Genomic DNA, 21,386 nt, shown 5'->3' on the forward strand with positions numbered 1-21,386 from the left:
TAATGCTATAATGAACTGTAAATGTAAATATTTCGAATCAGTAGAATGTTTTTTAAATGTCGTTTTTATCTGCACAAAAAATCCTGTTAATTGATAACTAACAGGATTTGAAATACGAGTATGATGTCTTTACTTCGTTTTAAATTTATAGATTGACTGTGTTTTGTAAACCTGTCCGGGTTTTAAAACGGTCGAAGGAAATTGCGGCTGATTTGGCGAATCAGGATAGTGTTGGGTTTCCATGGCAAAAGCCGTACGGTAATCATCTTTCTCACCATATTTCATGGTATTTTTCCCTTGCATAAAGTTTCCGCTATAGAATTGAAGTGCAGGTTCCTCCGTAAATATTTCCATTATGATGCCCGTTTTATCACCCTTCACTAAAGCAATCGGGAGTGTTATATCATGTTTATCCAGCACAAAATTATGGTCGTAACCTTTGCCATTTTTTATTTGTTCATTGGCGTCATTGATCCTTGCACCGATTGTAGTTGGTGCGGCAAAATCAAAAGGCGTTCCTTTTACTGATTCAATTTTACCTGTCGGGATCAATGTGGAATCAACTGGTGTATAATGGCCTGCCCTTAGCTGTACCGAATGGTTAAGTATAGTACCGCTGCCTTCACCATTCAGATTAAAATAGGCATGATTGGTGAGGTTAACAACTGTGGTTTTATCGGTAGTAGCTTCATACTCGCATTTAAATGAGTTGTCGTCTGTTATCGTATAAATTACCTTGATGCTCAAATTGCCGGGAAAACCTTCTTCCATATCTTTCGAAAGATAGGTCAGCTCTAATGTCTGGTCATTAATCTTTTTTGCATCCCAAACTACATCCTGATAGCCTTTTTTGCCACCATGCAATGTATTGGGTGGATTATTGGTAACTAATGTATATTGTTTGCCTTCCAGCGTAAAATGGCCTTTAGCTATACGGTTACCATATCTTCCGATTGTGGCACCATAATAAGGCTCAGTCGATTTTATGTAACCGTCCACACTTCCAATTCCAACAGCTACATCGATCATTTTACCAATACTGTCTGGTACTAACAATGCCACCAAACGACCACCATAATTGGTAATTGCGGCTTCCATGCCATTTTTGTTCTTTAAAATATATAAGTGCGTTTGCTTGCCGTCTACTGTTTTTTCAAATGCTGAATCAGCCGGAAGCTTTCCATAGGTAATAGTGTCTTTCATTGTGGTTGATGTACTTGTTTTATTGTTAGATTGATTGCAGGCCCCAAGTATTGCTATGCAAGCCGATAAAGCGCCCAAAGATAAATTCCTTAAATTCATAATGCTACTATTTTTGTAATTGGTTTTAAGTGCTTTGTCTATTGTTTGTTATTTAATTGCTTGATCAGGTTTACTTCATCCTGTTTATAGGGCGTTCCATCTTTCCTGAAAACATCATGAAACCAAACTTTAGGATCATCACCATTAGGCATAGGAGTATCCCAGGCATAGATCGTATTTGTTTTACCCGAAACCAGTCCCCAGTTAATAGCACCAACATTTTCCTTTTTTAGTATAGGCATGGTGTTTTCGAACGTACTATTACGTAAACGGGCCATATATTCGGTACAGATAACTGGTCGCCCGTTAGCTTTAAGGATTTGCACTACGCGCTCATGTTTGTCCGGATCTTCATAATCATGATAAGTAATTACATCTGAGTGTGTCAGTTGGAAAGTATTCAGTTTCTCCAGGCTCCAATCCCATAAACCAGCACTTATGGGTTGATCTGGATTAACAGTTCGTGCCCATGAAAATATTTGAGTTAACAGGTGTAAGGAAGCATCATTTTTTGAACTATTGCCGGGTTCATTGAAGAGGTCCCATAATAAAATTCGCTTATCATGTTTAAATGTGGTTAAAACATCAGTAACATACTTTTGAAGTAAAGCCACCTCACCAGCATCTTTTATCCGGTTACCAGGGTCCTGCAGCCAACCCGAATTATGTATCCCTGTTTTCGGTTCGGGTTGTTTACCTGGTTTTGCATCAGGGTTCCAGCAATCATCGAAGAACACAAATATGGTTTGGATATGGTGTTTGTCAGCGATGGAAAGATAGCTGCTTACACGTTGTTTAAATCCTTTTGGGTCTTGTTGCCAGGCCATACTATGCAGGAAAACACGCATGGCGTTGAATCCGATGCCCTCAGCATATCCTAATTCACGGTCAATAGTTTTCGGGGCAAAAGTATCGGCTTGCCACATCTCCAATTGATTTATGGCTGTGCTTGGAGTAAAATTTGCACCGTTTATCCATTTATGCTGTGCATACCACGCATTGGCTTTCTCTGCCGACCAAACTCCGGATTTTGTTGTTTGGGCACGGGAAAAAGAAGATAGCAGAAATAATAAAGCAATAATTAACAGGCTTTTTATTTTCATAGTATTAGGTTATTACCGGGTGGTTAAGTTCCGGCGAATGCTAAGATGATAAAAAATGTAATAAATACATTAATTTATTCGATCAAATATGGGCATCAGTTAAAGATTTGAGATTGAATAAATATAGTAAAAGTGCGTCAGGATTCACCGTTTGTTAGAAATCAAGTCCACTTAGGTCTACTACTGCTGAATCGCAAATGTAAGTAGGCATAATACCAGCGGCAGTTATACGCGTTTCATAATCTTTTGCCAGTGTATTGCCTGTTAGTACTAATACGGTATCTAATCCGAATTTATTTCCGCCTAAAATGTCTGTATTCAGGGTATCACCAACCATCACAATATCGCTTTTGCTTATCTGGCGATATTCGCGTATAAGATCATAAGCAAACATGAACATTTGCGAATCAGGTTTACCAAACCGGATAAATTGTTTCCCTACAACGCTTTCAATCATAGCGGCAATACCGCCGATTGCAATAGAAACATTATTGCCTGAAAGGGGATAAGCGCGGTCAGTATTAGCCACAATTGCCGGAATTGTTTTTTTGCGTAAAAGGTTTACTGTCTTATTCAAATCATCGCACCAATCAAAGCCTTCATCATCCAGGAAAATCAGCGCGCTCACTTTATCCATATTACTTTCATTGATCTCGCTCATAGGCAAGGTTTTCAGTCCCGATCTTTCGATGTAATGTGCTGAGTTAGGTGTACCCAGGTAAGCCACAATACCCTCTTCAACTTTAAGATCCAGGTACTCTTTAGTAAGCATACCTGATGAAACAATACGATCGGCAGTTATCGCAGTTAGTCCCATCCGGTGATAAGATTCGGCTAATTGCACCGGGCTGCGGGAGGCATCATTGGTAACTATGTAATATTCCTTCTTTTCACTTTCCAGGTAGGCAAACGTTTTCTCAATACCATGTACTAACCCCGAATAGGTTTTAATAACTCCAAAGGCATCAAAAAAAACGATCTTATATTTATCAATGATGGATTTAAAATTATCTATTCGTTTCATTTACAATTATTTGAGTATACTATACTAAAGTTTTACTTTCTTCTAATTTTAGCGCTTCTATAATGCCATCTGCATTAAAATCACGATCGACAGATGGCAGATAAAGATCAAAAGCCTCTGCCTGTAATTTTTTGGCATACTGCTCATTAAAGAAATACTTGCCATCCTTGATCACGTAATTTAAAATAAAAAAACGATAAGCTTCCTTCATAAAGCGGATCTCATTAGCGGTTAAAGGATTTACTTTATGATATTCTTGTAAAAACAAAATAAAGCGTTCCTCCATTAGGGTATTGATGCCATAGCTGAACACAGTACGATCACCTATATCTGATACTACCCGACTAAAAAAATAAAAATCCAACACACGGTAACTCATCCTGAACCAATCGTAATCCCACCTTGAATAAAGTTCCAGATCTTTAGTGACTGAAAAGTTGCCGATATTCCAATCGATAAAAACGGGTATGATCTCGAAAGAGTTCATATTATATTTCGAGCGATTTTTCAGGAACAAGTCACAATGGTATTTCAGAAAATCGACCTGCATTGCTGAGCCGAATTGCCTTTCGTTTTTCTCTAATTGCTGCTGGAGCGCATAAATATCCGTCCGCAGTGTTTTGGACGATTTAGGCAGAACATTTTTAGCCCGTGAACAGGCTTTATGAAATTTACCGATCTGCTGGCCCAGTTTAATAATGTGATGCTCATCCAAACGACGCGGCATTCTCTCGGCTATGCGTGTAGGATTATAAAAGACCACCCAGGCATCGGCTTTACCGTGTTTGTAACGATAAATATAAACCCGGTTGTTTTTTAGTAATGATTTTGATAATACGTTCTCAAAAGGATAAAGCAGGTTATTGCACAAGCTATGGATGATACGGTGATCTTCCTTAAAGTATTCATATTTACCAAAGTGCGATAGCTTTGCGATAATAATATCCTCGTCATCAAATGTTATTTTAAATACGTGGTTGGTAGATACCATCGCACTGATATCCTCAATATCACGTATCGTTTTCGAAGCATCATAGCCTTCCCAGGCTTTTTTTAGTATAATAGAGTAGTCCATTAAATTATCTCAAAATATCTCTTCAATTCCCAATCGGTTACACTTTTAGCAAATTGCTTGCACTCCCATAAACGCGTTTGAACAAAGTGTTCCACAAAATCATCCCCAAATAACTCTTTAGCTACTTTAGACTCCTTCATAATATTTGCTGCATCAAAAAGATTAGCCGATATTTTTCCATTTTTATCGTCATGATAGCCATTGCCTGATGTGGCAGGTATGTTTAACGATAGCTTGTTTTTTATACCGTATAAACCAGAGGCAAGTGCCGCAGCCATAGCCAGGTAGGGGTTAGTATCGGAACCTGGTATGCGTGTCTCAAGTCGTGTATAGGCTGGCGAGGTGTTGATCACGCGGAATGCAGTTGTCCTGTTTTCAACAGCCCAGGTAATTGTTGTTGGTGCCCATGCACCCTCAACCAAACGTTTATAACTATTGATAGTAGGAGCGTACATTGGTAATATATGCGGCAGGCAATATAATTGACCGGCGAGATATTGCTTGTGTGTTTCACTCATTTTATTGGCATCATTTGCATCATAAAACAGATTTTCAGAGTTGTCCTTATTCCACAAACTTTGATGTACGTGGCCACCGCAACCTGGCAACTTTTCGTTCCATTTCGCCATAAAACTTGCCATGATACCATGTTTATAAGCGATCTCTTTTACAGCGGTTTTTAATAATACAGCCCTATCAGCAGCTTCTAAAACATGATCATGTAAGATAGCTGCCTCATATACTCCCGGACCTGTTTCAGCATGTAAACCTTCAACCGGCACGTTAAATTTCATGAGCAGATCAAAAAGATCGTAGTAAAAATCGCCATTTTCTGAGGTGCGCAGTATGGAATAACCAAACATGCCCGGTGTTAAAGACTCTAAATTTGTAAAGCTTTTTTCCTGTAGGGATTGTGGTGTTTCTCTAAAGTTGAACCATTCAAATTCCTGAGCAAACTCAGGATGGAATCCCATTGATTCACATTCCTTTGCTATTCGTTTTAACAAACTGCGCGGACAAGCGGGCAGGTCATTGCCATCTGCTTTGCTGAAATCAGCCAAAAAGAATGGGATATCATCCTGCCATGGTATTGTGCGAAAAGTAGACAGGTCAATACGGCAAAGTTGATCCGGGTAACCTGTATGCCAGCCTGTAAGCTTGATATTTTCATTACATACATCGCTGCTATCCCAGCCAAAAACAACATCGCAAAAGCCATAGCCGGATTCTAGTCCGTCAGCAAATTTTTTATGATGGATCACTTTGCCCCGCAATACACCATCGATGTCTGCAAAAGCAAATTTTACTTTATCTATGCCTTTTTCTTTTAGGTAGGATAAGATCTGTTGTTTATTCATAATAAGTAATACGAAGAAAACCAGGGCAAGTTAGGGATAATATCGGTTATTAATAAGTATAATTATGAGTGAAATTGTTTGAATTGTTATATTATTGGAGTTATGAATAACCTGCTTTTTGTATATGGAACATTACTTAATGAAGATAATGAATATGCTGTTTATCTGAAAAACAATAGCAGGTTTTATTCCTATGGAAAAATAAATGGCAAACTGTATGATATCGGTGAGTATCCTGGAGCAATATTATCTTCAAAAGATAGAGATTATATTTATGGCACCATCCTCGAATTGGCTCATCCTGAAAGTGTATTTCCTGTGATTGATGATTATGAGGGATATGGAAACGATCAACCTATGCCTAATGAGTTTATCAGGTTAATAGCACCTGTTGAAACCTCATCAACGCTGATTAGTTGCTGGATATATGTTTACAATTTGCCGACTGTGATGCTTAAACTGATAAAAAGTGGCAGATATTTAAAGTAAAAAGCCTCACGGAAACAGATCCGTGAGGCCATATTAAATTAATTAGGGATTAGTTAAAGTTTTACTGATTTTACAGTTTTAATGATACGTGCTGCTACTTTGTATGGATCGGCAGCTGAATTTGGACGACGATCTTCTAAATAACCGCTCCAGCCTTTTTGTACGGTGTACAAAGGGATACGGATAGAAGCGCCACGATCAGATACACCATAGCTATAATCGTTAATTGAAGCAGTTTCGTGCTTGCCTGTTAAACGCAGGTGGTTATCAGCACCATAAACAGCTATATGCTCTTTAACAACCGGGCGGAAAGCTTCAAGAACTTTAGTATAGGTTTCCTGGCTTGCTGCAGTTCTTAATAAAGTATTAGAGAAGTTAGCATGCATACCTGAACCGTTCCAGTCAAGGGCACCTAACGGTTTGCAATGCCAGTTGATAGCAACACCATAGCTTTCGCCAATTCTTTCTAATAAATAACGGGCAACCCAAATTTGATCACCAGCTTCTTTAGCACCTTTAGCGAAAATCTGAAATTCCCATTGACCGGCAGCAACCTCAGCGTTGATACCTTCTACATTCAGGCCGGCATCCAAACAAACATCTAAATGCTCTTCTACTATTTCTCTGCCGTATGCATTTTTAGCACCAACTGAACAATAGTACGGGCCTTGTGGAGCCGGATATCCATTTATAGGGAAGCCTAATGGTTTGTCAGTTTCTGTATCCCACAAAAAGTACTCCTGCTCAAATCCAAACCAAAAATCATTGTCATCATCTTCAATTAAAGCACGGCCGTTAGATTCGTGTGCTTTGCCTGTTGAATCAAGCACTTCGCACATTACCAGGTAAGCATCTTTTCTTTGAGGATCAGGACAAATAAAAACAGGCTTTAAAATGCAATCAGAAGAACCACCTGGTGCCTGCTCAGTTGAAGAACCATCAAAGCTCCAGTTTGGACAATCTTCTAATTTACCGCTGAAATCAGCTTCAATTTTTGTTTTGCTGCGAAGGCTTTGTGTTGGTTTGTAGCCATCAAGCCAAATGTACTCTAGTTTTGCCATTGTTTAGTTGTTTTTGGAATTTGGATCAAGTATTAGTTTTATAACGTGAGTTTAAATTTCAAAGGCGAATTTAAATAATTTTTACAATTTTCATTATAATTGTTAGAAAAAATTAAAAATATTTTCAAAAACAGACATTTTATCTGCCTAAATGAGCAAAATTCATTACAAAAACGATCTGAAATGATAATTCAACTGATTTTTTATAAAAATAGTATCGATAATTAGACATAATGATACAATTTGACCAATACATGCTCTTTTTATTGATTAATTACAGTCATTTTAATAATTCAATAAAAAACAAACTTATTTATGAGTTAAAAAAATGAAAATTGTAAAAATGCAACTAATGTTAGCCTCTTGTTATATTTTCAATTAATTAAAGCCGCTCTTGTAAAATTTTCTTAAAATTGCCTCAATTTTTCCGGTTGGGATTACTTCCTATATATTGATCTCCAACTTAAACAAAAACAATGTTTCCTTCTATAAATTAAATACATTATGAAACCACCAATGAGCAGCCAAAACAAAAAACATAAGTTCATGGTAGCTTCATTACCTTTTAAAAACAAATTAAGAAAATGAAAATTACAGTTGTTGGTGCCGGGGCTGTTGGCGCTACTTGTGCGGATAACATCGCAAGAAAAGAATTAGCCGAAGAATTGATTTTATTAGACATCAGGGAAGGTTTTGCTGAAGGCAAGGCTATTGACATGATGCAAACCTCGGCGTTGCTGGGTTTCGATACCAAAATAAAGGGTGTTACCAATGATTATGCAGCTACTGCTGGTTCAGAAGTTGTGGTAATTACTTCAGGCTTACCACGTAAACCCGGTATGACCCGCGAGGAATTGATAGGCACCAACGCCGGTATTGTAAAAAGCGTTACGGAAAGTATATTAAAACATTCTCCGAACACGATCATAATCGTAGTATCTAATCCGATGGATACTATGAACTACCTTACACTGAAAAGTTCAGGCCTGCCTAAGAATAAAATATTAGGTATGGGTGGAGCTTTGGATTCATCAAGGTTTAAATATTACCTGAGTGTTGAATTAGGCTGTTCACCTGCTGATCTGAATGCTGTAGTTATAGGTGGTCACGGTGATACCACAATGATCCCATTGATCAACCATGCTACATGGAACAGTATCCCTGTAACACAATTATTAAGCAAAGAACAACAGGACAAAGTAGTTGCGGCAACAATGGTTGGTGGTGCTACTTTAACTAAACTGATCGGAACATCAGCATGGTATGCACCGGGTGCAGGTACAGCAGCAATGGTTGAAAGCATTGTACGTGATGAGAAAAAACTGATCAGCTGCGGTGTTGCGTTGGATGGCGAATATGGCCAGAAAGATATTTCACTGGTTGTACCTGTTATAATTGGTAAAAACGGATGGGAAAAGATCCTTGACTTTAAATTGAGCGATGCTGAGCAGGCTGAATTTAACAAGAGCGCTGATGCGGTACGTAATATGAACCAGGTATTGGTTGACAGCAAAATTATATAGTTATTTTCTGTCGATGAGTTTAAAGCTCATCAGCATAATTAATATTAAAATGGCTTCTCTAATTCAGGGAAGCTATTTTTTTGTTTAAACTTTTCGTTTATTCGGGCGTTTGTAGAGCAGGTGTTATTTAAGTTTCATTGTATATTTGAGTATGTCAGCAAATGCTATCGCACATCTGTCGGTTGTAAGAGTGACCGATGACGAAGACCAGAAAACAACTGATGCCCTTGCTATTGAAGAGCCGCTTGAGATACGCTTGGAATATGGCCCTGCCGGTGATCGCAAAAGCCAGAATATTTCTGTCACTATGCGTACGCCCGGTAATGATGCGGAATTAGCATTGGGTTTTCTGTTTACTGAAGGTATTATCAAACACCAATCGGATACGGATTTAATAGCGCATTGCTTTATTGCCTGTGCTGAGAATAAGGAAAATGTGATACAAGTGAATCTTAAAGAAGGTGTAACTCCGATCTTAAATAACACTGAACGTAACTTTTACACCACATCAAGCTGTGGTGTTTGTGGTAAAGCATCTATTAACGCCATTAAAACAGTAAGTGCATTTGAGAACAGCCAAAATGTAAAAAATCATATCAGCGCTGATATGATTTACCTGTTGCCAGCTATTTTGCAAAAGCACCAGGAAGTATTCTCGTATACTGGCGGTTTACATGCTTCGGCATTATTTGACTCTACAGGCGAGTTGATATTGGTAAGAGAGGATATTGGAAGACATAATGCATTGGATAAGTTAATTGGTGTAGCCTTGAACAATGAAATGCTGCCACTAAATCAACACGTGCTATTATTAAGCGGACGGGCAAGTTTTGAGCTAGTGCAAAAAGCAGCTATGGCAGGCATCAATATTATAGCTGCTGTTGGTGCGCCATCAAGCCTGGCTGTGCAGTTGGCTGAAGAATTTAACATTACGCTTGTCGGCTTTTTACGTGGCAGACGATTTAACATTTATACACACCCCAACCGTATTTTATTATCTAAACATGAAGATTCGTATTAAAGGCAATTCGTTACGTTACCGTTTAACCAAAAGTGATATGTACCGCTTATCGCGTGAAGGTTACCTGGAGGATAAAACCGACTTCGGCGACAGGCAATTGGTATATGTAATCCAAAAGACGAATGATAAGGAATTATCGGCTTTCTTTAACGAAAACGTGATTTGCCTGCAAGTACCCGGTAAAATGATCAGCGAACTGGATAGCACTGATCGTACAGGTTTTGATGGTAAACAGGGAGACCTGTATTTATTAGTAGAAAAAGACTTTACCTGCCTTGATAATGTGGACGAAGACCAGAGCGATAATTATCCAAACCCCTTAGCTGAGAAATTGAAATGAGTGAGAAAGAAGAGCAGCCATCAGCTGAAAACCCGGAAGAATTATTAGACCTGAAGGTAACTGAGCCTAAAAACTGGGCGGCAGGTATTCCTGCTGTTTATGAAGCTTTCAAAGATATTTTACATGAAACAGGTCCTTTACGCGGCATGGGGGCATTACTTAAAATGAACCAGAAGGGAGGATTCGACTGCTCAAGCTGTGCCTGGCCCGACCCGGATGATGACCGTTCGCCAATTGCTGAGTATTGTGAAAATGGCGCCAAAGCTTTAGCCGAAGAAGCAACCACTAAAAAATTGACAGGCGAGTTTTTTGAACAGAATTCAGTTGCCGACCTGGCAAAACTTAACGATTATGAAATTGGGAAAAAAGGACGAATAGCACAACCAGTTTATCTCCCGGCAGATGCCACACATTATCAAACTATTAGCTGGGAGGATGCTTTTAAAAAGATTACTGACCAATTGAATAGTCTTAAGTCGCCCAATGAAGCTGCGTTTTATACATCCGGCCGTACAAGCAATGAGGCATCATTTGTTTACCAACTATTTGTGCGGGAGTTTGGTACTAATAATATGCCTGATTGTTCCAATATGTGTCATGAATCAAGCGGAACAGCTCTTACTGAGGTAATTGGGATAGGTAAGGGAACAGTGACTCTTAATGATTTTTACGATACAGATGTCATCATCATTATGGGGCAAAACCCAGGTACAAACCACCCGCGAATGCTTACCTCACTGGAAAAAGCAAAAAAGAATGGTTCAAAAATCATAGCTATTAATCCTTTGCATGAAGCGGGCTTAACAGGATTTAAAGATCCTCAAACAGTAAAAGGCTTTTTAGGCATCAGTGTTAAACTGGCCGATTTATACCTGCAGGTCAATATTAATGGTGACATGGCTTTGTTAAAGGCTATTGAAAAACTACTGCTGGATGCTGAAAAAGAACAACCTGGAAAAATATTCGACCAGGAATTTATAAAAGAATCTACTGTTGGTTATGATACGTTGATTAAAGATCTGGAAATGCAGGATGTCAACAAGCTTTGCGAAGCAGCCGGTGTTCCATTTAAACAGGTGCAGGAAGCTGCTGAATTATTGAAAGATAAAAGCAGAATCATTGTGTGCTGGGCAATGGGTATTACACAACAACTGAATGGTGTGGATACAATTAAGGAGATAGCCAATCTTGTTTTATTAAAGGGCAGTATTGGCAAACCAGGGGCTGGCTTGTGCCCTGTACGCGGGCATAGTAATGTTCAAGGTAACCGTACCATGTTGATTTGGGAAAAGCTAAAAGATGAACCGGCTAAAAAAATAAAAGAGGTTTATGGCTTTGATCCGCCCAAAGAAAATGGATTAGATACTGTTGAATCGATAAAAGCAATGCACGAAGGCAAGCTGAAGTTTTTCTTTGCCATGGGTGGAAATTTTATTTCAGCTACGCCTGATACAAATTATACTGCTGATGCCTTAAGAAAAATGGATATGACGGTGCATGTATCTACCAAGCTCAACCGTAGTCACTTAGTACATGGTAAAGAGGCATTGATCTTACCAACCTATGCACGCAGTGATAAGGATATTATTAATGGAGTAGAACAAATTGTGAGCTGTGAGAATTCGATGGGGGTGATACAGATGTCGAAAGGGGTATTAAAACCTATATCTGATCAATACCTGAGTGAAACACAAATAATTTGCAGGCTGGCCAAAGAAACGATGAAGGATAGAACTGTGGTGGATTGGGATAAATATGCATCAAATTATGATCACATCAGGGATGCTATTGAGAAGGTTATACCGGGTTTTGAAGATTATAATAAAAGAATCCGTATGCCCGGAGGGTTTTACCTGCCCAATGCTCCGCGTGAGAGAAAATTCCAAACAGAGAAATACGGCGATAAAGCTGCATTTTCCGTTACTAAATTGCCGGATAATAAACTCTCTGATGACGAATATATGATGGCAACTATCCGCAGTCATGATCAGTTTAATACAACCATCTACGGTCTTGAGGATCGTTATCGGGGAATCCATAATGAGCGCCGGGTGATATTTATGAACCAGAAAGATATTGATAAAGAAGGCTTCAAAGCAGGGGATAAGGTGGATCTTTATAATTATGGTGATGGAATAAAAAGAGTTGCGAAGCTATTTGTGATCGTACCTTATAACATTCCTGAACGCAATACGGCAACTTATTATCCCGAAACCAATGTGCTGGTGCCGATCAATAGCGTAGCCATAGGAAGTAATACGCCAATATCAAAACGTGTCATCATTAAAATAAAAAAGCACTCAGCTTAAATAACACACCTCTCTTTAATCGAATTTTAAGATTGTTTTTGCATGTCTTTTGGCAACAAATTTTATAGAATTTCTTTTTTCTCACATTTTACAAATCTGTTTTCAGTCTGTCTCTTGAGTTATTTGTGAATAACCTTAATGTTAATAAAGCAATCATAAAACCGCGGTAATCGTTTTAATATCATACAGATGAAAGATAAAGCTTGTTTAAAACTGATTACTTTTTTGTTAAGAAACTGTTTATAAAAAATAAAAAAAACACTTGACAGATATACTTATATACACTATCTTAGATAACATCAAGAACGACGTACTTTGATAACCTTACAGGACGACGGAAAGTGAATCGAGCGAATCTTCGGATGAACTAAAGAACACTGGAAGTCCCTGAGTAACACCAAAGAAGAAAGACGAAAGTCTGAAAAAACTGGGTGTAACTAAAGCAACTGGAAACCAAAATGGCGAAAGCTAAAGAAAACAGAAGAAGCTGAAGGAGGTATTGGGATGATGCGATATTTTACGGAATAACGCATAGAGAACAATGATAAACAAACAGTCAATATTCGCAAGAGTAATGACGAGAGTTGATCGGTCAATTTACACAAAACTTGATGCTTCTGTGTAACTACGGTTAAACAGAAGACAGGAAACGGAAGTCATTCGAAAGAGTGTGCTTCCGTTTTCGCTTTTAGCACCCTTACTATAGTCTCGCGGAAAGGCATCAATGAAAAATTGAAAGATCAGGGATCTTACCATATCAGCTTCAATCCTGCTGATTTATATTGTAAAATATTTTTATCCTTACTTATCAAAATCAATTCCTGTTGGATAGCTTGCCAGATAAGCATTCTATCAAATGGGTCTTTATGCAGTCCGATTGCAGGAAGGTGATGATAGGAGGCACTTTCTACCGGCAAAAGCGGTATTAAATTAAACCCACTTTTTATGGATAATCCAGGCAGATCTTCGGGTAGAAATCCGCTTATATCTAATTTGTTAATAGAGAACTTTAGGGTAATTTCCCAAAAACTAATAGCACTAACCAGGATTGTATTATCGGTATTCTCAATTGTTTTACGCGCTACTGAGGACAGTTTTCCCTTTTCAGTAATGGCCCAGATAAGCGTATGAGTATCCAATAAATAATTCATAGCCCCAAAAACTCTTCTTCAGTTATTTTGAAATTTGAATGAAAATCAACCGATGCTTTTCCCTCTAAAATGCCTAGCTTACGTTTGCCTTTAGGTTCCGGCAGTTCGGGAAGAAAATAGCCTACAACTTGCTTTTTTTTACCGAAAGTAACTGCTATTTTCTCTCCTGACTTTACCTGTTCAATCACATCTGAGAAATGAGTTTTAAATTCGCCCACAGTCATTGTCTTCATTTATCTTAAATTTATCTATATCAAAGATAAATTTTATTTGTCAAGTTGTCAACAATTAATGAAATAAAGTACATATCCCAACAACCTTACAACTTTTCAACCTACTAACCTTACAACAACTAAAAAAATAGCTAAATTTAACCCCTATGGCTGGTAATAAAGCAAACGGGAGAGAAAAGATATTTGTATTAGATACTTCGGTGATCCTTTACGATCACAATGCCTTTGAAAATTTTCAGGAACATGACGTAGCACTGCCCATCCAGGTGTTAGAAGAGCTGGATAATATGAAAAGCGGTAATGATACGCGAAATTTCGAAGCACGTAGCTTTATCCGGTTAATGGATGATATTTCCCGCAAGAGTCTGTTGAATACATGGATACCGCTTAAAGGAAAAGAAAAAGGCAGTTTTAAAGTAGTAATGGACATCAAAACTGCATCAACAGATGCAGAAGCAGTATTTGGAAGTGATAAAATAGATAACCGTATACTGAACGCTGCACTTGGATTAAAGGACGAGTATCCTGAAAAAAAGATCATTCTTGTTTCAAAAGATATTTGCCTCCGGTTAAAAGCTAAGGCACTCGATCTTTATGCAGAAGACTACGAGACAGGTAAGATCAAAAACCTGGACGAGCTTTATACAGGCGAATCGGTTTTAAATAACGTACCTGATAAACTAATTTCACAACTCAATAAACAGGGGACATTAAGTGCTGAGGCGTTTGCCCTAAAACCGCATTCTAATAATCATTTTTACCATCTTAATGGGAAAAAGTTGTCCGCTTCAGGTTTTTACAATAACCAAACCGGTAAACTAGAAGTTATCACTGAACAACCAGTCTTTAATATCCAACCCAAAAACCTGGAACAGGCATTTGCGATACACGCTTTACTGCATCCGGATATTAAATTGGTAACTATACAAGGTAATGCAGGTACTGGCAAAACTTTGCTGGCGCTTGCAGGTGCATTGGAACAGCGCAAATATTACCGGCAGATCTATGTAACTCGTCCTATCGTCCCATTAAGTAATAAAGATATTGGATTTTTACCCGGCGATATTAAATCAAAGATCGACCCTTATATGGCGCCAATATGGGATAATTTGAAATTCATAAAAGATCAGTTTGGTGATGATGAAAAGATGCAGGCTAAAATTGATGAGCTGGTTGACAACGATAAAATATCAATAGCCCCGCTGGCTTTTATACGTGGCCGCACACTCACAAAAATATTTTTTATTGTGGATGAGGCCCAGAATCTGACACCACACGAGATCAAAACCATTATTTCCCGTGCAGGCGAGAACAGCAAATTTGTGTTTACTGGTGATATTTACCAAATAGATACTCCTTATTTGGATGCTGAAAGTAATGGATTGTCTTATTTGATAGATAAAGCAAAAGGACATCCCTTATATGCTCACATTACGCTGCAAAAAGGAGAGCGGAGTGAGTTGGCTAATTTGGCCACGGAGTTATTGTAACGTAAATATGAAGTGATACTTTTATAATTCTTTGATAAATATCTTTTTTAAATTTCGTAATAAATGCTTAAAATGAGAATATGATTGCTTTACCGCTAAAACTAACAACTTTTATTACCGAGTTATATTTGGAAGAAACACCCGTTTCCCAGCTTTTCAAAAAGGAACCTAAATTTATAGACGATTGTTTTACTGATATTCCATGGTTTTTTTTTGAAAATAATGATATTTCAAAACTCGAAAAGGAAAACGAAAACTACACTTTAAGTAGTAGCGCAAAACGCTGGAATGAGATTAAATTAGATATTTATTATTGTTTTTTTTATCAACAAGATATTTTTCGACAAACTGTACTCGGAAAGAGAAATGAACCAACTAAATCGGATTGGGAATACTTTATTCATTTTAATACTAAACAGAGTAAAAAAGCTGATTTATGGACAAATCGTGGTTACCCAAGATCATACAATAGTGATACATATTGGATAGATAAGGAAGTTCAGAATATTTTTTTTGGTGAGTATAATAAAACCATTGATGAGGCATTTATTAATGAACCCAATACAATAGAACGATTACTCTGTTTTGATAAGGACTTCTTTTTTGATGAAGAAAATCTATTTAAATTAATTAATTCTAATCCAAACTATAAATTATCTAATCGTGCGATACTTTGGAATAGTGAAAAGTATAATTGTTGGTTAGAACAAAAAAAAGAAGAAGAAAGACAATCAATGCTGGACTGGGAAAGTAGAAGAGATGCGGAAGAATTACAATACAGACAAGCTGACGAACCCAATAATTATTTAGATGATGAAAATTACTTTAATTTCATGACCGATGGACAGCTTGGTAATTTTCATGACTTCCCTGGAACTATTGATGACATAGATGATTGGGCGGGTCGTTAATTCTCTATAAATTTAAGTCAAACCACCTTTTATTTTTTTCAACTCAGTATATTCTCAGTTACCTTAGCAATATCATAACTGATCTTATTCACAAAGCCCAGCTGTTCATTAAGCAAAGCTTCATCAGTTTTCAAAGGCTGTTTTTGTTCCGGGGCTTCTATTTTTTCAACAGTAAATTCAACCGGGTTGCCGCCAAGTTTTTTGGTGCTATCGTTCAGTATGGCTATACTTTTTCTTAACAGTTTTAAATTTTCGGGCTGGGTTTTATGAAGATTTTTTTCAGATACGCCCGAAGCCAGGTTAGCCAGATAAGAGGAAAGGATATGACTCAACACCACAAACTTATGGATATCTTTTATTTTACGCTGTTTGCTTTTAGGTTCGGATGTCATCCGTTCAAAAGCAGCTGATAAGTTGGCTGATTTTACATAAATATCCTTTCGCGCCAGTTTGTATTCAGTTGTGCTTACTGATCTGCCGGTTATTGTTTCGGCTATTTTTACAAGATAATTTACATTGGCATGGACCACATCGCGAAGATTTTCCTGCACCTGATCAAACTCCCAAGTCGGGAAGATCAGATAAGTGGCAATAAAGGCGATTGATGAACCGATGGCAGTATCAATAATTCGCTCCTCAGCAAGATTTAAATGTCCTACACCCAAAAATTTGAATAGGATTAGCACGTAGGGCGTCATGAAAATAACGCTTACCACATAGTTTAGCCGGGTGAAACTATAAGTACCCAGCATAAATATAATAAAGAAGGCAAATTGTGCGTCGATATTATGTATTAATGTTAACACCAATATACCGATCAAGCCGCCGACAATAGTTCCAATCAGGCGCTGGTAATTACGTTGTTTGGATAAGCTAAAACCGGGTTTAAGAATGACAATAATGGTAAGTAACACCCAATAGCTGTGATGGCCCAGGGCAAATAGTTTTGCTATGGTAAACCCGACAACGCAAACCAGTGATACCCTTAAAGCGTGCTTAAATGAGCCTGATGACAAAGAAAAGTTATCAAAAAATATCCGTGGTGCGTAATCCTGGTGAGTTACAAATTTAGAATACTCTACATCCAGAGGATTTTCGATCAGAGTTTTAGAAGAACGGGAGTTATAATAACTAAAAATATTATGAATGTTTTTATTCAGATCGCGCAAATTGATTAATATTTTTTTTAAAACCAGGTTACTTGTGGCGGATTCAGTCGTGGTTATTTCATCGATTTTCCGTTTTAAATGTTCCAATTCGGCATTAAAATCGTGCGAATGATTATAACGTCTGTTAGATAATACTGCATAACCAATATTTTCGAGTTCATGCGCCATCTGGTATAATACGCGGGCTATTTCGTCCAAAATACCAGTATTGTCAAATCTTTCCCTTACTTGCTTATAATCATAATGGGTGGCTAATATTTGCTCGTACAGGTCAACCAGGTCAATAAAAATAAGTACCAATACCATGCTGGCATTTGTTGATTCCCTAACCATTACTCGGGTTTTAAAAAGCAATTCTCGTATAGTATCCTGATGTTGGCTCACCCGAATTTGATGCGATACTAGCTTACGGTAGTTCTCATCAATATTTGTATCATGTAGGTAAAAATCTGCCTTTATCTTTAGGAATTTCACTATATCCAAAATACTTTCACCTAAAGCCTGCTGTGCCGCACGGTACGGCCTGATGGTAAAAAATAACACACTGAACAGCATATACCATATTCCGCCGGCAGTAACGGTGAGGCTATAACCCAATACCTGATCAGGCGTCGAAGCTTTTTCGATCATGAATACCATCATCAGTAAAGACCCTGTGCCTACTGCGGCTGCACGAGTGCCATATACTGTCAGCATAGAAAAAAGAAAGCTACAGATCGCAATCCAGATACCTAACGTAACTACATTTAATCGCGCAAATCCCGTAGCAATGGCTACTAGAAAAATACATAGGTTACATATCGCCATAGCGTTACGCTTGTGCGATATGGGCCCGGGGATATCCACTACTGATACACACAAAGCCCCGAGTGAAAGCGTTATTCCTAAGTCGAACCTATTTAAATAGTTGAATACGAGGGCGGGCAATAGTATGCCTATACTGGTACGTAAACCGTCAGAAAAATACTGGCTGTAAAAAAAACTTTTTATTTCTCTGGAAGATATTTTCATTATCGGAATAAAACAGGAAAAATGCGTATGCAAATTTACAAAAATTAAATCTTTCCCGTTTGTTTTAACAATTATTGCATTAATACCGATTTAATATTATTAAATATTCAGTTTAAAATGGATTTTATCATTAATATGATTAAATTCACAGCGTTATTTTATAAACCCTTACACCAAGCATCTAAATTTATGTCTTCACCTGTAAAACTCAGTTATAGAGAAACAACTTTTAACCAGGAAGTTGTGACCCGTTTTGAGTTGTATAACAGTTTATTTCAAACATTGCCTTTTTACCAGGTAAAGGACACCGGTATATTATTACCATTTTTTAGTTCGCATTGTGAAAAGGAGACTGCTGCAAATTCATCTCCAACCGAAATTATAGAATCTTTCTTTAAAAAATATGTTCCGGGTATTGATCACCAGGAGCAGATCAACCGCATGTTCCGGTTTATACAGTACATCGAAAGACAGGTAGTATTGTTTGATGCCGTTGAAGATTCATCATTTAATAAAATTGGTCGCACGGATGATAGCGGTTCATTACAAAGCCTTTTGCAATTAGCAGCTCAAAGCGATAAGGTAAGAGATGACATCAGTGATAAATTAAAGAAATTCTCATTACGTCTTGTGCTCACCGCGCATCCTACACAATTTTACCCGGGTACAGTTTTAGGGATCATTACTGATCTGATCGAGGCTTTAAAGCATAACGACCTGAATAATATTGATGTGTTGCTACAACAATTGGGCAAAACACCATTCTTTAATAAAACATCACCTACTCCTGTTGACGAAGCAGCGAGTTTGGTTTGGTTTTTAGAGAATACTTTTTATCATGCGATATCTGCCATTCAATCAAAACTTGAAGAAGAATTCGATATTGATTATGCAAATGACCACCAGATATTGGAATTAGGTTTCTGGCCGGGAGGTGATCGTGATGGTAATCCAAATGTTACTACTGAAACAACAGTTTCGGTTGCCAGCCTGTTGAGGCAGATTATTTTCCGTTGTTATTATCGAGATTTCCGGGTATTGAAACGTCGCATTACCTTCAGAGGTATTGAAAAAACGATCTCAAGGCTCGAAAAGTTGCTTTATCATAACGCTTTTAATAACCAATCTAATCCAAAGGATCTGCAGAGCGAGTTATTATCGCTGCTTAACTCTGTAAAACAAACCCTGATCACAGATCACGATAGTTTGTTTGTGAATATTGTTGATGGGCTTTTGCAAAAGGTACGCTTGTTTGGGTGTTATTTTGCTACGCTGGATATCAGGCAGGATAGCCGTGTATTGCGCAGTGTGTTTACATATTGCACACAGCAATCTCAAATAAAATCGGGGTTGGCAAAAGAGTATGAGGATTTAAGTGAAGAAGAAAAACTAACGACCATACCATTTAACGAGGCTGATTTTCATTGTGATGAAGATGCTGACGATATGACTAAGGATACGCTGAATACCATAAGGCTGATGCAACAAATCCAGTATTCGAACGGAGAAAAAGCCTGTCAGCGTTTTATTATCAGTAATTGCCAGCGTTCATCAGATATTTTGCAGCTGATCAACTTGTTTTTATGGAGCGGGTGGAAAAAGGAATCGCTGAGTGTTGATTTTATGCCATTGTTTGAAACGGTAAACGACCTGACCCATGCTGCACAGGTTATGGAAAGCCTATATGTTCATCCATTTTATAAAGAGCATTTGAAAAGACGCGACAACCGTCAGTCTATTATGCTTGGATTTTCGGACAGTACAAAGGATGGTGGTTATTTGATGGCCAACTGGTCTATCTATAAAGCCAAGGTGGAACTTACTGCAATGGCGAGAAAATACGGCATTGATCTTGCTTTCTTTGATGGACGAGGCGGCCCCCCAGCACGTGGTGGTGGTAAAACACATCGTTTCTATGCTTCAATGGGCACGGAGATCGCAAATGAGCATATACAGCTTACAATTCAGGGACAAACTGTAAGCTCCCAATATGGATCGGTTGAAACTGCACGGTTTAATGTGGAGCAACTGATCAATGCGGGCATTGTGTCTTCATTAAAACCTAATGAAAGCGACTTATTAAACAAAAACAGCAAGGCGCTGATATCAGAAATGGCTGATGAAAGCTATAACCTGTTTATGGCTTTACGGCAGCATCCTTTGTTTGTAGAATACCTTGAGAAATACAGTCCGCTTAAATTGCTTTCTAAAATCAACATCAGCAGCAGACCAACTAAGCGTAATGCCGATGCACAACTTAAACTGGAAGACCTGCGCGCCATCAGTTTTGTTACCTCCTGGAGCCAATTGAAGCAAAATATACCTGGTTTTTATGGAGTAGGAACCTCTTTAAAAAAGGTGAAGGATGAAGGTAAATGGGAAGAGGTAAAACAGTTATACCAGAGTTCTGGTTTTTTTAAGACTATGCTGGATAACTGCAGTATGTCCATGTCCAAATCGGATTTTAGGGTGACGGCTTATCTGGAGCATGATAAAAAATTCGCTGCTTTCTGGAAAATGCTAAAGGCCGAATATGACCTGACCAAAGCTATGCTACTTGAACTTACAGGTACCGAAGTGCTAATGCAGGAATACCCTGTAGAGAGAAGATCTATCGCTATCCGCGAGCGCATTGTATTGCCGTTGGTTATCATACAACATTATGCCTTGCAATGCCTTAATAAAAATGATCACCCTGAACTGAACGATGTTTACAACAAACTGGTGATACGTACGGTTTATGGTATTGTTAATGCCGGGCGGAATTTAGCTTAATTGAGTTTAATGGTTAATCGAGCTGGATTAAGTTAATTGAG

The 21,386-nt window shown here is 38.0% G+C and carries 17 protein-coding genes; 8 read left to right on the plus strand and 9 right to left on the minus strand.

Annotated elements, in window-relative coordinates; genetic code table 11:
• Positions 1-129: 129 nt before the first annotated feature.
• The 5 genes from ACPPVU_RS14915 to ACPPVU_RS14935 form a co-directional block, all read right to left on the minus strand.
• Positions 130-1,302: an aldose epimerase family protein gene (locus ACPPVU_RS14915; RefSeq protein WP_426667314.1), complete on the minus strand. Its 1,173-nt coding sequence runs from the start codon at positions 1,300-1,302 to the stop codon at positions 130-132.
• Between the two features lie 38 nt (positions 1,303-1,340).
• A complete protein-coding gene (locus ACPPVU_RS14920; protein WP_426667315.1) occupies positions 1,341-2,405 on the minus strand; it encodes a 1,4-beta-xylanase in 1,065 nt (354 codons plus the stop codon).
• A gap of 154 nt (positions 2,406-2,559) precedes the next feature.
• Entirely contained in the window at positions 2,560-3,429 is an 870-nt protein-coding gene (locus tag ACPPVU_RS14925) for an HAD-IIA family hydrolase (protein ID WP_426667316.1), read from the minus strand.
• A gap of 19 nt (positions 3,430-3,448) precedes the next feature.
• On the minus strand, positions 3,449-4,504 hold the full coding sequence (locus ACPPVU_RS14930; protein WP_426667317.1) for a hypothetical protein: 1,056 nt from the start codon (positions 4,502-4,504) through the stop codon (positions 3,449-3,451).
• A complete protein-coding gene (locus ACPPVU_RS14935) occupies positions 4,504-5,862 on the minus strand; it encodes a glutamine synthetase family protein (RefSeq protein ID WP_426667318.1) in 1,359 nt (452 codons plus the stop codon). The genes ACPPVU_RS14930 and ACPPVU_RS14935 overlap by 1 nt, the downstream gene beginning before the upstream one ends.
• A gap of 102 nt (positions 5,863-5,964) precedes the next feature.
• Here ACPPVU_RS14935 and ACPPVU_RS14940 point away from each other — a divergent pair, with 102 nt between their 5' ends.
• Complete coding sequence (locus tag ACPPVU_RS14940; RefSeq protein WP_426667319.1) at positions 5,965-6,351, plus strand: gamma-glutamylcyclotransferase family protein; 387 nt, start codon at positions 5,965-5,967, stop codon at positions 6,349-6,351.
• 53 nt (positions 6,352-6,404) lie between these two features.
• Here the strand turns inward: ACPPVU_RS14940 and ACPPVU_RS14945 are convergent, their stop codons facing one another.
• Positions 6,405-7,412 carry a glutamine synthetase beta-grasp domain-containing protein gene (locus tag ACPPVU_RS14945; protein WP_426667320.1) on the minus strand — a complete coding sequence of 336 codons (1,008 nt, stop codon included), beginning with the start codon at positions 7,410-7,412 and terminating at the stop codon, positions 6,405-6,407.
• Between the two features lie 584 nt (positions 7,413-7,996).
• Here ACPPVU_RS14945 and mdh point away from each other — a divergent pair.
• The 4 genes from mdh to ACPPVU_RS14965 all read left to right on the plus strand — a co-directional run bounded on the left by mdh (position 7,997) and on the right by ACPPVU_RS14965 (position 12,605).
• Positions 7,997-8,935 carry a malate dehydrogenase gene (mdh, locus tag ACPPVU_RS14950; protein WP_426667321.1) on the plus strand — a complete coding sequence of 313 codons (939 nt, stop codon included), beginning with the start codon at positions 7,997-7,999 and terminating at the stop codon, positions 8,933-8,935.
• 151 nt (positions 8,936-9,086) lie between these two features.
• The gene (gene fdhD / locus ACPPVU_RS14955) at positions 9,087-9,956 is read left to right on the plus strand and encodes a formate dehydrogenase accessory sulfurtransferase FdhD (protein ID WP_426667322.1); all 870 of its coding nucleotides are present in this window, start codon (positions 9,087-9,089) and stop codon (positions 9,954-9,956) included.
• Entirely contained in the window at positions 9,940-10,296 is a 357-nt protein-coding gene (locus ACPPVU_RS14960) for a DUF7009 family protein (RefSeq protein ID WP_426667323.1), read from the plus strand. Before fdhD ends, ACPPVU_RS14960 begins: the two co-directional genes overlap by 17 nt.
• Positions 10,293-12,605, plus strand: coding sequence for an FdhF/YdeP family oxidoreductase (locus tag ACPPVU_RS14965; RefSeq protein WP_426667324.1), 2,313 nt, complete (start codon positions 10,293-10,295; stop codon positions 12,603-12,605). Before ACPPVU_RS14960 ends, ACPPVU_RS14965 begins: the two co-directional genes overlap by 4 nt.
• A gap of 749 nt (positions 12,606-13,354) precedes the next feature.
• Here ACPPVU_RS14965 and ACPPVU_RS14970 read toward each other — a convergent pair.
• Both ACPPVU_RS14970 and ACPPVU_RS14975 read right to left on the minus strand, forming a co-directional pair.
• A complete protein-coding gene (locus ACPPVU_RS14970; RefSeq protein ID WP_426667325.1) occupies positions 13,355-13,756 on the minus strand; it encodes a type II toxin-antitoxin system VapC family toxin in 402 nt (133 codons plus the stop codon).
• A complete protein-coding gene (locus ACPPVU_RS14975) occupies positions 13,753-13,989 on the minus strand; it encodes a type II toxin-antitoxin system Phd/YefM family antitoxin (RefSeq protein WP_426667326.1) in 237 nt (78 codons plus the stop codon). The genes ACPPVU_RS14970 and ACPPVU_RS14975 overlap by 4 nt, the downstream gene beginning before the upstream one ends.
• Before the next feature lie 146 nt (positions 13,990-14,135).
• Here ACPPVU_RS14975 and ACPPVU_RS14980 point away from each other — a divergent pair, with 146 nt between their 5' ends.
• Positions 14,136-15,479, plus strand: coding sequence for a PhoH family protein (locus tag ACPPVU_RS14980; protein ID WP_426667327.1), 1,344 nt, complete (start codon positions 14,136-14,138; stop codon positions 15,477-15,479).
• 80 nt (positions 15,480-15,559) lie between these two features.
• The gene (locus ACPPVU_RS14985; protein WP_426667328.1) at positions 15,560-16,390 is read left to right on the plus strand and encodes a hypothetical protein; all 831 of its coding nucleotides are present in this window, start codon (positions 15,560-15,562) and stop codon (positions 16,388-16,390) included.
• A gap of 38 nt (positions 16,391-16,428) precedes the next feature.
• Here ACPPVU_RS14985 and ACPPVU_RS14990 read toward each other — a convergent pair whose 3' ends face one another.
• Complete coding sequence (locus tag ACPPVU_RS14990) at positions 16,429-18,570, minus strand: FUSC family membrane protein (protein WP_426667329.1); 2,142 nt, start codon at positions 18,568-18,570, stop codon at positions 16,429-16,431.
• A gap of 189 nt (positions 18,571-18,759) precedes the next feature.
• Between ACPPVU_RS14990 and ACPPVU_RS14995 the strand changes: the two genes are divergently transcribed.
• Positions 18,760-21,345: a phosphoenolpyruvate carboxylase gene (locus tag ACPPVU_RS14995; protein WP_426667330.1), complete on the plus strand. Its 2,586-nt coding sequence runs from the start codon at positions 18,760-18,762 to the stop codon at positions 21,343-21,345.
• Positions 21,346-21,386: the final 41 nt, after the last annotated feature.

It is taken from the genome of Mucilaginibacter sp. McL0603, assembly GCF_049992945.1.
GTDB lineage: Bacteria > Bacteroidota > Bacteroidia > Sphingobacteriales > Sphingobacteriaceae > Mucilaginibacter.

What these genes read in the sequence shown, in the direction of transcription:
- ACPPVU_RS14990 (WP_426667329.1), bottom strand. Translation starts at nt 18,570, where the DNA reads ATGAAAATATCTTCCAGAGAAATAAAAAGTTTTTTTTACAGCCAGTAT.
- ACPPVU_RS14975 (WP_426667326.1), bottom strand. Translation starts at nt 13,989, where the DNA reads ATGAAGACAATGACTGTGGGCGAATTTAAAACTCATTTCTCAGATGTG.
- mdh (WP_426667321.1), top strand. Translation starts at nt 7,997, where the DNA reads ATGAAAATTACAGTTGTTGGTGCCGGGGCTGTTGGCGCTACTTGTGCG.
- ACPPVU_RS14980 (WP_426667327.1), top strand. Translation starts at nt 14,136, where the DNA reads ATGGCTGGTAATAAAGCAAACGGGAGAGAAAAGATATTTGTATTAGAT.
- ACPPVU_RS14935 (WP_426667318.1), bottom strand. Translation starts at nt 5,862, where the DNA reads ATGAATAAACAACAGATCTTATCCTACCTAAAAGAAAAAGGCATAGAT.
- ACPPVU_RS14995 (WP_426667330.1), top strand. Translation starts at nt 18,760, where the DNA reads ATGTCTTCACCTGTAAAACTCAGTTATAGAGAAACAACTTTTAACCAG.
- ACPPVU_RS14985 (WP_426667328.1), top strand. Translation starts at nt 15,560, where the DNA reads ATGATTGCTTTACCGCTAAAACTAACAACTTTTATTACCGAGTTATAT.
- ACPPVU_RS14945 (WP_426667320.1), bottom strand. Translation starts at nt 7,412, where the DNA reads ATGGCAAAACTAGAGTACATTTGGCTTGATGGCTACAAACCAACACAA.
- ACPPVU_RS14920 (WP_426667315.1), bottom strand. Translation starts at nt 2,405, where the DNA reads ATGAAAATAAAAAGCCTGTTAATTATTGCTTTATTATTTCTGCTATCT.
- ACPPVU_RS14965 (WP_426667324.1), top strand. Translation starts at nt 10,293, where the DNA reads ATGAGTGAGAAAGAAGAGCAGCCATCAGCTGAAAACCCGGAAGAATTA.
- ACPPVU_RS14940 (WP_426667319.1), top strand. Translation starts at nt 5,965, where the DNA reads ATGAATAACCTGCTTTTTGTATATGGAACATTACTTAATGAAGATAAT.
- ACPPVU_RS14925 (WP_426667316.1), bottom strand. Translation starts at nt 3,429, where the DNA reads ATGAAACGAATAGATAATTTTAAATCCATCATTGATAAATATAAGATC.
- ACPPVU_RS14915 (WP_426667314.1), bottom strand. Translation starts at nt 1,302, where the DNA reads ATGAATTTAAGGAATTTATCTTTGGGCGCTTTATCGGCTTGCATAGCA.
- ACPPVU_RS14930 (WP_426667317.1), bottom strand. Translation starts at nt 4,504, where the DNA reads ATGGACTACTCTATTATACTAAAAAAAGCCTGGGAAGGCTATGATGCT.
- fdhD (WP_426667322.1), top strand. Translation starts at nt 9,087, where the DNA reads ATGTCAGCAAATGCTATCGCACATCTGTCGGTTGTAAGAGTGACCGAT.
- ACPPVU_RS14960 (WP_426667323.1), top strand. Translation starts at nt 9,940, where the DNA reads ATGAAGATTCGTATTAAAGGCAATTCGTTACGTTACCGTTTAACCAAA.
- ACPPVU_RS14970 (WP_426667325.1), bottom strand. Translation starts at nt 13,756, where the DNA reads ATGAATTATTTATTGGATACTCATACGCTTATCTGGGCCATTACTGAA.